This is a genomic window from Gordonia hongkongensis, assembly GCF_023078355.1.
Taxonomy (GTDB): domain Bacteria; phylum Actinomycetota; class Actinomycetes; order Mycobacteriales; family Mycobacteriaceae; genus Gordonia; species Gordonia hongkongensis.
Window position 1 is genome coordinate 2,530,076 of record NZ_CP095552.1, and the last position, 12,918, is coordinate 2,542,993.

10 protein-coding genes are annotated in these 12,918 nt (G+C 66.3%); all 10 read left to right on the forward strand.

Annotated elements, in window-relative coordinates:
* The first annotated feature begins 41 nt into the window (after positions 1 to 41).
* Positions 42 to 2,006 carry a primosomal protein N' gene (locus MVF96_RS11495; RefSeq protein WP_247452008.1) on the forward strand — a complete coding sequence of 655 codons (1,965 nt, stop codon included), beginning with the start codon at positions 42 to 44 and terminating at the stop codon, positions 2,004 to 2,006.
* Entirely contained in the window at positions 2,007 to 2,966 is a 960-nt protein-coding gene (gene fmt, locus MVF96_RS11500) for a methionyl-tRNA formyltransferase (protein ID WP_247452009.1), read from the forward strand.
* A complete protein-coding gene (locus tag MVF96_RS11505; protein ID WP_247452010.1) occupies positions 2,963 to 4,336 on the forward strand; it encodes an RsmB/NOP family class I SAM-dependent RNA methyltransferase in 1,374 nt (457 codons plus the stop codon). Before fmt ends, MVF96_RS11505 begins: the two co-directional genes overlap by 4 nt.
* Before the next feature lie 126 nt (positions 4,337 to 4,462).
* A complete protein-coding gene (locus MVF96_RS11510; protein ID WP_247452011.1) occupies positions 4,463 to 5,437 on the forward strand; it encodes an alpha/beta hydrolase fold domain-containing protein in 975 nt (324 codons plus the stop codon).
* A gap of 94 nt (positions 5,438 to 5,531) precedes the next feature.
* The gene (acmB, locus tag MVF96_RS11515; RefSeq protein ID WP_247452012.1) at positions 5,532 to 6,740 is read left to right on the forward strand and encodes a methyl acetate hydrolase AcmB; all 1,209 of its coding nucleotides are present in this window, start codon (positions 5,532 to 5,534) and stop codon (positions 6,738 to 6,740) included.
* A gap of 174 nt (positions 6,741 to 6,914) precedes the next feature.
* The gene (locus MVF96_RS11520; protein WP_247452013.1) at positions 6,915 to 7,943 is read left to right on the forward strand and encodes a helix-turn-helix domain-containing protein; all 1,029 of its coding nucleotides are present in this window, start codon (positions 6,915 to 6,917) and stop codon (positions 7,941 to 7,943) included.
* A gap of 598 nt (positions 7,944 to 8,541) precedes the next feature.
* Complete coding sequence (locus MVF96_RS11525; protein ID WP_247452014.1) at positions 8,542 to 8,850, forward strand: hypothetical protein; 309 nt, start codon at positions 8,542 to 8,544, stop codon at positions 8,848 to 8,850.
* Positions 8,850 to 11,360: a TPR repeat domain-containing protein gene (locus MVF96_RS11530; RefSeq protein ID WP_247452015.1), complete on the forward strand. Its 2,511-nt coding sequence runs from the start codon at positions 8,850 to 8,852 to the stop codon at positions 11,358 to 11,360. The genes MVF96_RS11525 and MVF96_RS11530 overlap by 1 nt, the downstream gene beginning before the upstream one ends.
* Positions 11,361 to 11,364: 4 nt before the next feature.
* Positions 11,365 to 12,159: a hypothetical protein gene (locus tag MVF96_RS11535; RefSeq protein ID WP_247452016.1), complete on the forward strand. Its 795-nt coding sequence runs from the start codon at positions 11,365 to 11,367 to the stop codon at positions 12,157 to 12,159.
* A 53-nt stretch (positions 12,160 to 12,212) separates the two neighbouring features.
* Positions 12,213 to 12,917, forward strand: a complete 705-nt coding sequence (gene rpe, locus MVF96_RS11540) for a ribulose-phosphate 3-epimerase (RefSeq protein ID WP_068971586.1) — start codon at positions 12,213 to 12,215, stop codon at positions 12,915 to 12,917.
* Position 12,918: the final 1 nt, after the last annotated feature.

The following is a 12,918-nucleotide window of genomic DNA, read 5'->3' on the forward strand; positions in this document are numbered from 1 at the left end:
TGACACCCAAAGGAGCACGGGTCCCGGCCGCCGAGCTGCCGGTGGCCCGTGTTCTTCCTGTTCTGGGTCTCGCGCACCTCGACCGTCCCTTCGATTACCTGATCGACGTCGACCAGGACGAGGACGCGCAGCCCGGTGTTCGTGTCCGCGTGCGATTCTCGGGTCGGCTCGTCGACGGCTACCTCCTCGAGCGCATCGAGAAGAGCGACCATCCCGGCAAGCTGGGCTGGCTCGACCGGGTCGTGTCCGCCGAGCCGGTACTGACCCCGCAGCTGGCGACGCTGTGCCGTGCGGTGGCCGATCGGTACGCGGGCACGATGGGCGACGTCGTGCGCCTGGCCATACCGCCGCGGCATGCGCGCACCGAGAAGGAGACGACGCCCGACCCGGCCGCTGTCGTCGCATCACCCGAACTCGCCGACTGGCATCGGTATGCCCTGGCCGACTCCTACGTGGAGAACCTGGCCGACGGTCATCCGCGGGCCGTCTGGCAGGCCCTACCGGGGGAGGACTGGCCGCGCCGTCTCGCCGAACTCGCCGCGGCGACCCTCGCAGCGGGACGCGGGTGCATCCTCGTCGTTCCCGATCAGCGTGATCTCGATCGGGTGTGGGCCGAGTGTGAGCCGTTGATCGGCGACCGTGGGGTCGCGCTGTCCGCCGGACTCGGACCCACCGCGCGCTACCGCCGATGGCTGGCCGTGCGCCGCGGTGCCGCGCAACTGGTCATCGGTACCCGAAGCGCGGTGTTCGCGCCGGTCAAGGACCTCGGTCTGGTCGTCGTGTGGGATGACGGCGACGACAGCATGGCCGACCCGCGCGCGCCCTACCCGCATCCCCGCGAGGTGGCGGTGCTGCGGTCGCACCACGAGCGGTGCGGCCTGCTGCTCGGCGGGTTCGCCCGGACCGCCGAGGCGCAGGCGCTGGTGGTCTCGGGCTGGGCGCACGACCTCGTCGCCGACCGCACGACGGTCCGCACCCGCAGCCCCCGTGTCCAGGCCATCTCCGACGACGACCGGCAGATCGCCCGCGACCCCATGGCCCGGTCGGCGCGCATCCCCGAAGTCGCGTTCGACGCGGCGCGGTCGGCGTTCGCCGCCGATCGTCCGGTGATCTTCAGCGTCCCGCGCCGGGGTTACGTGCCGTCGCTCGCATGCACCCGCTGCCGCGAACACGCGCGGTGCCGGGCCTGTCACGGACCGTTGCAGCTCGATGCCGACCAACGACTGAGCTGCCGATGGTGCGGACGGCCCGAACGGTCGTTCCGCTGCCCGGAGTGCGGTAACACCTCGGTGCGCGCGACGGTGACCGGTGCGCGCCGGACCGCCGAGGAGCTGGGACGTGCTTTCGCCGGCGTGCCGGTGCTGACCAGCGGCGGCAACACGATCCTCGACGAGATCGAACCCGGCGCACGGCTCGTCGTCGCGACGCCAGGCGCGGAGCCGGTGGCCCCGGGCGGATACGGCGCCGCGATCGTCGTCGACACCTGGGCCCAGCTCGACCGGGCCGACCTGCGTGCCGAAGAGCACGCGGTCCGGCGGTGGATGGCGCTCGCCGCGATGGTGACCCCGCACGGTGACGGTGGGCGAGTGGTGATCGTCGCCGATTCGGCGCTCGCACCCGTGCAAGCCCTGATCCGTTGGGACCCGGTGGGTTTCGCCTCGATTCAGTTGCAACAGCGCGTGGAACTCGGATTCCCCCCGGCGGTGACGATGGCCTCGGTCGACGGGCCGACCGGTGTTATCACCGACTTCGTCGAGCACCTCGAGTTACCCTCCGACGCCGATGTTCTCGGCCCGGTGCCGTTGCCGCCCGGCGTCCGCCCACCGGCCGGCAGTGCCGAGTGGGAGGCCGCCGCGGACGACGAGATGGATCGCATCCTGGTGCGGTTGCCGCGCAAACACGGACGGCTCCTCGCCGAGGCGCTCGTCGCGGGCCAGGTGCGCCGCAACACACATCGACAGACCGGGCCGATCCGGGTGCAGATCGACCCGCCTACGATCGGATGAATGCGCATCGTTTTCGCCGGGACCCCCGAGGTCGCCGTGCCGTCGTTGCAGGCCCTCATCGACTCGCCCTCGCATGAGGTGGTCGGGGTCATCACCCGGCCCGACGCCGTGTCCGGCCGCGGCCGCAAGGTGATGCGGTCACCGGTCGGGCAGCTCGCCGACGAGCATGCGCTCGAGGTGATCACCCCGCGCCGGCTGTCGGAGCCGGAGGTCGACGACGTGCTCCGGCGCTGGGCTCCCGACTGCGGTGCCGTCGTGGCCTACGGCGGGCTCGTACCGCCCGGACTGCTGGACCTGCCACCCCACGGTTGGATCAATCTGCACTTCTCGGTGCTGCCCGCCTGGCGCGGTGCCGCTCCGGTCCAGGCCGCGATCGCCGCCGGGGACGAGGTGACCGGGGCCAGCACGTTCCGGCTCGAGAAGGGTCTCGACACCGGTCCGGTCTTCGGGGTGCTCACCGAGACCATCCGACCCACCGACACCAGCGGTGATCTGCTCGGGCGTCTCGCCGATGCCGGGTCGGGACTGTTGCTGTCCACGCTCGACGGCCTCGAGGCCGGTGAACTCGCCCCCGAACCGCAGCCCACCACGGGGGTGAGCCACGCGCCCAAGGTCGAGGTCGAGGACGCGCGGGTCCGCTGGGAACTGCCGGCACACATCATCGATCGCCTGGTTCGCGCCTACACGCCCGCACCCGGACCGTGGACGAGCCTCGACGACGCGCGGATCAAGGTCGGGCCGGTGTCGGTCGCGTCGACCGACGCTCCCGGTCTGCCCGATGCGGTGCGGGACGGCGGCCTGGCGCCCGGTGCACTCGCCGTCACGAAGAAGGCGGTGTTCGTCGGAACCGGTTCGCAGCCGGTGAAACTCGGCACCGTACAGCCGCCGGGGAAGAAGCCCATGCCCGCCGCCGACTGGGCTCGTGGCGCGCGCCTGACCGACGGGACGGTCCTGGGATGAGCGGCAAGTTCCGGCAGAAGGACCTCGATCCCGCGCGCGTGGCCGCCCGCGACACGCTCCGCGCGGTGCGCGAACGCGACGCGTATGCCAACCTCGTCCTGCCGAAGATGCTGCGCGACAGGAAGATCGAGGGACGAGACGCTGCCTTCGCCACCGAGCTGGCCTACGGGGCCGCGCGGGCCCAGGGTCTTCTCGACGCGGTGATCTCCTCCGCCGCGAAACGGCGGGTCGCCGACATCGACGGCACGGTGCTCGACGTCCTGCGGCTCGGCACCTATCAGCTGTTGCGGACGAGGGTCGGCGCACATGCGGCGGTCTCCACGTCGGTTGACCTGGTGCGCGCCGAGAACGGGATGGGGCCTTCCGGTTTCGTGAACGCAGTGCTGCGCAAGGTCTCCCAGAAGGACGAGGACATGTGGGTGGAGGAGCTCGCACCGTCGCCCGCGGACGATCTCGTCGGTTACCTCGCCTTCCAGTACGCACATCCGCGCTGGATCGCGGAGGTGTTCCGCGACGCTCTCGGTGGTTCGGCGGGCCAGCTGCAGGCGGCACTCGCCGCCGACGACGAGCGACCGCCGGTGCATCTCGTCGCTCGTCCGGGGTTCATGACCGCCGAAGAGCTAGCGCTCACCAGCGAGGGGGAGGTCGGCGACTACTCCCCGTACTGCGTGTACCTGCCTGGTGGCGATCCCGGCGACGTCGCCGCGATCCGTGAGGGGTACGCGGGTGTCCAGGATGAGGGCAGTCAGCTGATCGCCCGTGCGGTGACCGTGGCCGAGGTCGCCGACGACGGTGGGCGGTGGCTCGACATGTGCGCCGGCCCCGGCGGGAAGGCGGCACTCATCGGTTCGCTCGCCGAGATCGACGGTGCCCGACTTGATGCGGTCGAGGTGTCCGAGCATCGCGCCGGCCTGATCCGCAAGGTCGTGTCCGACCTCCCGGTCACCATCCATGTCGCCGACGCCCGGTCGAGTGGGCTCGACGCCGGTTACGACCGCATCCTGCTCGACGCTCCGTGCTCGGGCCTGGGCTCGCTGCGCCGACGACCCGAATCCCGCTGGCGCCGGACCGCTGCCGACGTCGACGAACTCGTCGTCCTACAGAAGGAGCTCCTCACCGAAGCGCTGCGCCTGGTGAAACCCGGTGGCATCGTGGTCTATTCGACGTGTTCGCCGCACCCGGCGGAGACGACGGCGGTGGTGGCCGACGTCCTGGCGTCGACAGACGGTGTGCGCCAACTCGACGCCCGCCCGTTGGTGACGGTGGGCAAGCTCGGCCCGGACCTGTTGGGCGACGGACCCCACGTTCATCTCTGGCCGCATGTCCACGGCACCGACGCCATGTTCCTGGCGGTGTTGACGCGGGACTAGTGGCCGGCGGCTGCGTGCCGGCTCACGGCCAGGTTTCCGGACGGCCGCCATATGGCGGTCGACGACAGCCGAACAGGGCACATCCGGCGGTTCCGCGGCTCCCACAGGTTCCATAAACTGTGCTCTATGACACAGCCCAGGGCGCAGGCTCGACCTGCTTTCGATCCGGAGCTTCGCGCCGGCCTGGCTGTTGTCGGTGGGATGTTTCCGCCCACCGTGACACCCGACCTGATCGGTTTCATGCGTCGTTCGTATGCATCCCGACCGGTGGCGGAGACGCTCGCCGGTCGTGCGGTTGACCACCTCGAGTACGAGGTGGCGGGGTACCGGGGCGACGCCATCGTGGTGTCCGTGTTTCGTTCGCCCACGGCGGCCGGCCGCCGGCCGGCAGTACTCTACGCGCACTCCGGCGGCCTGATGTTCGGTGACCGTTTCAATGCGCTCGACGCGAATCTCGACTGGGTCGAACATCTCGGAGCGGTGTTGGTGAGCCCCGAGTACCGGCTGGCACCGGAATACACGGATCCGTACGCGCGCGAGGACATGTACGCCGCCCTCGAGTGGATGGTGTCGCAGGCCGGCGTACTGGGAATCGATCCCACACGAATTGTCGTCGCCGGTGCGAGTTCCGGTGGCGGTCTTGCCGCGGGGCTGGCACTTGCCGCGCGCGACCGGTGTTCGACGCCACCCCTCCGCGGCCAGATGTTGTCCTATCCGATGCTCGACGATCGGGGTATCGCGCCGTCGACAACACAATTCGACGGCGTCGGAGTCTGGGACCGGGTGTCCAACGAGACCGGTTGGCGGGCCTATCTGGGTGCCACCTACCGGACAGAAGATGCCCACCGCTACGCGGTCCCGGCTCGCGAGACCGACCTGTCGGGTCTGCCGCCGGCGTTTCTCGACGTCGGTGACTGTGAGATCTTCCGGGACGAGGTCATCGCCTACGCCTCGGCGTTCTGGGCCGCCGGCGGTAACGCCGAGCTGCATGTGTGGCCCGGAGCATTCCATGCCTGCGACATTTTTGCGCCGCACACCGCGTTGGCCAAGGCCATGCTGCACACAAGACTGCTGTGGATGCAGCGGATGCTTGCCGACTGAGAGCGGCGTTCACGCAAACGACACTCTTCCGCCCGGCACCAGATGGACCGGCGGTGGTTCCACATGCCCGCGTCAACACAACGAGAGGTTCGAAATGATTACTCGCACAGTCGATTCAGACAGAATTGCCGAATTTGCCGATGCGGTGGTCCGAGCGGCATCGGCCGGCGAACAGGGAGTTCCTGGCGTCGTGGCCGGAGTGACCACCGACAAGGAGACCGTCTACCTGGGCCACTCCGGTGTCCGCGCGCTGCACGAACCGGACCCGATGACCGACGACACGGTCTTCGCCATCTTCTCCACCACGAAGGCGATCGCGGGTACCGCCGTTCTCCAGCTGGTGGAGAGCGGAGACCTCGATCTCGATGCCCCGGCCCGCGAGTACGAGCCGCGGCTTGGTGACGTGGCTGTCATCGAGGGGTTCGACGATCGAGGTCAGCCTCGCCTACGTGCGCCCCGATCGGAGATCACGACTCGCCATCTGCTCACCCACACTGCTGGGTTCGCGTATGACTTCTTCGACGAGGTGTATGCACGACTCGCCGCCGAGCACGGCCAGCCGAGCATTGTCACGTCCACGATGGCATCGCTCCAGACACCTCTGCTCTTCGATCCGGGTACCGCGTGGGAGTACGGCACCAACATCGACTGGGCGGGGCTGGTGGTGGAACGAATCGCCGGCAAACGGCTCGGAGAAGTGATCACCGAGCGGATTCTCGCGCCGCTGGGGATGAGTGATACTGCTTTCACCAGAACCGACTCCATGCGCGAACGCACTGCCACCATCCATCACCGAGCCGCCGACGGGTCCCTGGCGCCTGACCACGACTTCACTCTGCCCGACGAGCCCGAAGTGCACATGGGCGGTCACGGCCTCTATTCGACAGTCGGCGACTACCTGAAATTCATCCGGATGTGGCTTGCCGACGGCCGCGCTGATTCCGGCGAGCCGATATTGAGCCCGGCGACCGTCGATCTCGCAGCGCGAAACCATCTGCCGGGATCGATGAAGATCACGCGACTGCCCGGCGTCATCCCGAGTCTGAGCAACGACGCCGAGTTCTTTCCCGGAATGCCGAAGTCGTGGGCGCTGACCTTCATGATCAATGAACACGATGCTCCCACCGGACGTCCTGCTGGTTCCCTCGCGTGGGCGGGGCTGGCGAACCTCTACTACTGGATTGACCGGCAGAACAGGATCGGAGGCTATTGGGCGACTCAGATCCTGCCGTTCGCCGACGCCGGGTCGGTTGGCGGATACCTCGACTTCGAGACCGCCGTGTACGCCTCCCTGCAGCGCTGAGGGAAGGCGACGCGGATCTGCCGGTCGATCTGGCTGCGACGCCGCCCGTGCCCCCGATCCATCCGACCCATCCGGTGTGCCGGTGTGCCGGTGTGCCGGTGTGCCGGTGCGGCACGGGCGTAGCGGCGTAGTGTTGATCCGATCACATGATCCACCATTCTCCAGGGAGGCGACGTGCAGGAACTCCTCGGTCGCATCGCTGCACTGGATCCGAACGCGAGTGTGGGTCTGAGGGTGATAGCTTGCTTCGACGAACTGGTCGTCGGCAACGTCAACATCCAGGGTCTGCTCGCCACCGCCGCAGCCCTGGCAGGGTGCCCGGCAGGCTGTTCGCATGGTTCTTCGTCCTATCGAGTGTCAGTGCTCGGAGAACCCCTCGGCGGAGGTCTCCCGCCGATGCGTCGTGGACTACAGGTGGACGGTGGCGAAGTGTGGCTGGAACGTCACGGTCCCGAATTGCCCAACGATGCGATCATTCTGGAGCGGCTCGGTCTCGCGGTCGGCGTTCGACTGGCCGGGGCCGCACCGGAGCGTACTCGTCGTGATATCGCGGTGCTGTTCGATCGCGAGACGCCGATCGACGATCGTCGCGAAGCCGCGTGCCGTCTGGGTCTCACTCCGGATGTGCGTTATCGGGCCGTTGCCAGCACTCTGTTCGCCGAGTGGACTACGCACCCGTCCTGGCCTCAAGACGTGATGGCGACCGCGGTCGGGACAATTCATGCGCTGATCGCGCCGGCGGATGCGATGTGTGCGGATGCCCCCATGACGCCGTGCGGGCTGGGTGTCACCGCCCACATCGACCGACTGGCGGACTCGTTCAGAACCGCACTCATCTCCCTCCAACTCTGCGAGAGTCCCCACCGAGCCGTGGATGCGGAACGATACGGTGGGCTGGTTCATCTGCTTGCCGATTCCCCCTCCGCCGCAACAAATCCCGACGCGGACGTGCTCGATTCCATTCGGGATCTCAAGTGGGTCCGCCCCACCGTGGGGGCACTGCTCGATTCTTCCAGTGTGCGACAGTCGGCGAGACTCCTCGACATTCATCATTCGACAATGCAGTCCCGGGTCGAAATCCTTACGGATGCACTGGGTTTCGACCCCCTCGACGGAGTCGGCCGAGCGAGGCTCGGTATGGCGTTCCTGACGTGGCGGATGCGCCACTCGCGGGCACTCGAACTACCTCCGCCCAACCACTGAGATCTGCCGGCAAGCAGTGATTCTTCGCCGATCACGTGGCCGGTCACGTCAATCACTCGTCGCTGCGATCGCTCGACTTCGGGTTTGTCCTGGACGGGCCGTGCGCTCGGTCCAGACAACGCGCTGATGCTCCAGCCAGGTGGAGATCCTTCCCAGCCGACGCCGGTCGCGGTGAACCTCGTCCTGCCCGAACGGCCCCTTCTGGGTCTGGCCGACTCAGCCACGTGATCACCGCGACCGCGCGACGACACCGCAGTGTCGCTCCGCCCGCGATCGGGCATCAACCGCCCGCACGCAGCGGCGTCGAAACCAGCCTGATCCAGATACTCGCAGCGTCGTGATTGTGGATGGCGAACGCACAGTCCGGTGATGCTGTACTAGTGGTGTGTCTCGGAAGTAAGCGACTGGTCTCCGGCGCTCGATCGGCGCCTGGCTGCGTTGTCGTCGGTCGAGATAGCTCCGCTATCCCTCCCTCCTCCGCCTTGCCAGACCACCGATCGCTCCACCGGATACCGGCCACCTATTTCCGAGACACACCACTAGGTTGTTCGTCGTGGCGGTCCGCCACGTCGTTGTCGGTGCAAACTCGGGGGTTTGTATGGCTGAGCGGTTCGGTGTCGAGGAGCTGGGTGTCATCACCGGCGTGGGCGATGCGCTGGCTCGATGCTCATCGGAGACACGAGCTCTGTGGACCGGGAAGTCCGCCTTCGACGATGCGTCGGGGGCGATGCCGGCATCGGCCATCGGTGCGGCGTGCGCCGGGAAAGACGACACCGTCCGCTCATTGCTGGGCCGCGCGGCGGCGAGGATGGACCAGGTGTCGCAGACCTGCTACCAGGCCGCCGGTGACGTTGCTGATACCGAGGAGTCCCTGGCCAGCGGCTTCCGTGCCATCAGCGAGTTCTGATGTCGCGACCATCGCGGTCTGTCGTCAATGGCTGGGACCTGATGTCTCTGGATGCGGCCGCGTCTGCGCTCGACGCGGCCGTGGATGACCTGAGCGGTCTCACCCAGAGGATGGCCGAAGCGCCGATGAAAGCGGGCGACTCCAAAGGGTGGGTGGGGGACTCCCAACGCGGTTGCGAGACTCGCACCGACTCCGATCGAACCGAGATCAACAAACTCGGGGCCGACCTCACCCGCGCCGCCACTGCGCTCCGGGATACGTCGTCTGCGATCAGTCCGAATCGCACTACCGCACTGGTTCGAGCGCTCGGGCTGGAACGGGACGAGTTCAGCGTTGCCGACGACTGGACGGTACGAGACACCCGAAACTATGCGGCCGAGCTCAAAGGAGTGGAGGCGGGAAGTGCGACCGAGCGCTCGATTCTCGACGCTCAGGCCGCCCGAGCGGAGGAGGCGAAGACGGCGACCCTCTCGTTGCAATCCCTGGCCGATCAGATGGGCGAGGACGATCGCAACGGGGCGAGAGTTCTCGCGGCAGCCTTTGGCGATGCCGAAGGTAATGCGCCAGTCGCGTCGAGCTACTCGCCGGGCCAGGCGAGCATCGATGTCCAGGCCATCATGAGTGGTACCGCCACGAAGGAGCAGAGGGATCGGTTCTTCCGAGCCACCAGCCTGACCGCGGAACAGCGGGCCGCGTTGGCCCGAGGGGATTTCGCGGAGATTTCGAAGGAGCAGTTCGATTACCTGAAAGCGATCTACACACCGAGTTGGGGTGGCGGACCCGAAGGACAGCCACTGTCCCTTGATGCGCTGAAGTCGTTCGGAGACAAGTACACCGACGCAGAACGTGAAAACCTGAAACAGGGTCTCGCTGATGGTGTGTTCATGCTGGGGAACCCACACCTGCGGACCGCGCAGACCGACTCGAATGCTCTCGCCGAGATCTACGGGACGGAAGCACCATTCGTGTCCGGTGGGATGAGCGCACTCCCGACTCCGATCCGCGAGGCCTTGACCGATTCTGCCGCGAGTAGAGGCCGATTGTCGGTGCCGGACTCGGGTGCGCACTCAGGCGGCCACAGGCTGGTCACCGATCTGAAGACCTTCGACGACCTCGAGTCAGTGATGGACATCCTGGAGCACCGGTCGGTTGATCCGCCGGGAGGCGGGTACGGCTCGGAGTCGGTGCAACTGGGCAGCGACGTTGACCGAGCGTTGATCGCGAGGGCGAGTGAGATTGCGGCAGCGGGCGCGACGGAGTACGCATCCAATCCAGGCATGCTCGATCACAATCTCGTTCGGGAAAGCGACGTCGAGAGTCTCCTCGTCCAGATGCTGGGCGTCGCGGGCGGTGATCACGTTGCAGTGCATGATGCGGTCATGTCCGCGACCGGCAACCCAAGTGGCAACTCGATGCCGACGACTTTTGACCTCGACGGCAACGAACGGTCGTTCAGGGACGCGGAGGCCCTCGAACACCTGTTGACGTTCGACTGGACCGATGAAGCGGGCCACGAGAACGACGGAATCAACAAGCTGTTCAACTGGATGCCGGGTGTTGCCTACGCGCCCGACGGGAGCTCCGCGGAAGCGGTGCTCGAAAGCCAACGAGCCGGCAACATCTCGACTGCGCTCGCGCAGTACTTCGGCGACAACAAAGATGCCCTGATCGACATCGGAGATCGGAAACCGGCTCTGGGCGAGCTCAACCCGGAGCTGACCCGGACGCTGGCTTCTGCGATCGGCTCCCACACGGCCGTATTGGCAGGCGCGGATCCCGGGCTTTTCCATACGCACGGTGTTCAAGCGGTCGACGTCAGGGATCTGAAAGCTACTTTTGAAATACTGAATTCCGACGCTACTGCGGGAAAGATCATCAATTCTCTCACCGCCTTGCAGGTTGATGTGATGCAGCAGGAGTTCGGCAAAAACCCTCATGACTACGGGCTTGGGGAAGTTGCGGGACGGCTTGAGGGAGCGATGGCGGGTGGACTCGATGCGCACATCGAGGAAACCAACATCGACGGCAGGCATCTGGCCGCCCACGACGCTGCAGTAGCCGGCGCCGTCTTTGACAGCGCGAAGGCGCTTATGACTGCGGTCCCGGGTCTCGACCCGGCTGTCAAAGTTCTGCTCGACGGTGCGGCGCCTCAGTTGAAGCTCGATCTGTCCGGGCTGCCGATTGATCCAGACACGATCAAGGCCGATCCGAAGCTTCAGGAACTCCGGACCGACATGTACAACCAGCAGATCAACCCAAATGCGAAGTATGTGCAGATTCTCGAAGGTTACTTTGAGAATCACCCTGAACTCGTGAATGATCCTGAGTTCCGAAAGATTTTCGTTACAGGGAAACAGGTGGACTTCGAGGAAATGAGACGAACCGGAGTAATTGCTGAGAATGTCGACAGTCCACGGGCTGCTACATTCATTCAGAAATTAATGCAGTCGGATATCAACGCCTTCGCCCTTCGTCACAACGAGAATTTTGAGCATGCATACAGGCGGTGATCGGATGCGTCCGGCGGTGTGCTCGATTTCGATCCGTTCTCGTCCGCAGGCCATCGTGCTTCTGCTCGTGGCGGTGCTGCTTTCAGGGTGTGCTTTCTCGTCCAGTGATGTCACGGATCGCGTTACTTCTACGCCTGCGATGACACCGGCAGATGCGATTCCGCCGAAACTCAAGATCGCATTTCGCTGGGTCCCGTCGCCAACGCTCAATCTGATGAGTCCGGAAGCCACTTTCGTGCGGGCGTACGCAGAATCGTATGAGTTGGCTTTCGAAGGGCAGTCTGCTTCGTGGGGCTATCCAGGTTTCGAATCGGCATCGCCAGCTGACATCGATCAGCGCGTACGAACCATTGAGAGCCATAGTAAGTACCGGGATGTCGAAAAGACGGTGTTCTTCACTCCGCTACGACGTACCGAGCGAGAAGGGACAGTCCGGGTGATCCTCTGTCGAAGCGAGATCACGTCTACAATGCTGCCTTCGGGAACCGGGGACATCGAGTGGAAGAATTTCGCGGACTCCTGGGGAGTGCCGGCGATTCTCGACTTCGTCACTGCCGGTAACAACTCGCCACCCGGCGAGCAGCTTGGGCAGAATCTGACGCCAACCACATCGGTCTTCGGGTCGTGGAACGCGATCAATTTTGTGCAGCTGGGGCTTGGTCCGGAGAACCGCGCCGATATCGTCGCGTGCAACGCCTTACCCCCGAACCCCGACCTTCCGAGAGTCGGGGTCGAGACGGGACCCGAGCCGTGGCCGGTACTGCCCCCGTCCCCCGGCTGGCCGGCGAACGGCGTCTGAGACGCCGGCACGCTTTCGTCCGTAGCGGAACCCGCGTCCTACACTTGTCGACCATGTGCACCGCCGGTACCGCGCCCATGATCGCCCCGTCCATCCTGTCCGCGGACTTCGCGAATCTCGCGGCCGAGGCCGCTGCGGTGGCGCAGCCGGGGGAGACCCGCGCCGACTGGCTGCACGTCGACGTGATGGACGCACACTTCGTGCCGAACCTGACCCTCGGACTCCCGATCGTCGAGAGCCTGTTGAAGGCCACCGACATCCCGCTCGACTGCCATCTGATGATCGAGAACCCGGAGCGGTGGGCACCGCCATACGCCGAGGCCGGAGCACACAACGTCACCTTCCATGCCGAGGCCACCGAGAACCCGATCGGCGTCGCCCGTGACATCCGCGCCGCCGGGGCCAAGGCGGGCCTGTCGATCAAGCCCGGTACGGCGCTCGAGCCGTACCTGGAGATCCTGCGCGACTTCGACACCTTGCTGATCATGAGCGTCGAACCGGGCTTCGGCGGTCAGAAGTTCATCCCCGAGGTCCTCGAGAAGGCCCGCGCCATCCGGAAGTTCATCGACGCCGAAGACCTGCGGCTCCTCGTCGAGATCGACGGCGGCATCAACGCCGACACCATCGAGGAGGCCGCCGAGGCCGGCATCGACTGCTTCGTCGCCGGTTCGGCCGTCTACGGCGCGGACGATCCCGGACAGGCCGTCGCCGCACTCCGCGAGTCGGCCGCCGCCGCACGGGCGCAGATCCAGGCCTGAC

What these genes read in the sequence shown, in the direction of transcription:
- acmB (WP_247452012.1), top strand. Translation starts at nt 5,532, where the DNA reads ATGATTACTCGCACAGTCGATTCAGACAGAATTGCCGAATTTGCCGAT.
- rpe (WP_068971586.1), top strand. Translation starts at nt 12,213, where the DNA reads ATGTGCACCGCCGGTACCGCGCCCATGATCGCCCCGTCCATCCTGTCC.
- MVF96_RS11525 (WP_247452014.1), top strand. Translation starts at nt 8,542, where the DNA reads ATGGCTGAGCGGTTCGGTGTCGAGGAGCTGGGTGTCATCACCGGCGTG.
- MVF96_RS11535 (WP_247452016.1), top strand. Translation starts at nt 11,365, where the DNA reads ATGCGTCCGGCGGTGTGCTCGATTTCGATCCGTTCTCGTCCGCAGGCC.
- fmt (WP_247452009.1), top strand. Translation starts at nt 2,007, where the DNA reads ATGCGCATCGTTTTCGCCGGGACCCCCGAGGTCGCCGTGCCGTCGTTG.
- MVF96_RS11510 (WP_247452011.1), top strand. Translation starts at nt 4,463, where the DNA reads ATGACACAGCCCAGGGCGCAGGCTCGACCTGCTTTCGATCCGGAGCTT.
- MVF96_RS11530 (WP_247452015.1), top strand. Translation starts at nt 8,850, where the DNA reads ATGTCGCGACCATCGCGGTCTGTCGTCAATGGCTGGGACCTGATGTCT.
- MVF96_RS11505 (WP_247452010.1), top strand. Translation starts at nt 2,963, where the DNA reads ATGAGCGGCAAGTTCCGGCAGAAGGACCTCGATCCCGCGCGCGTGGCC.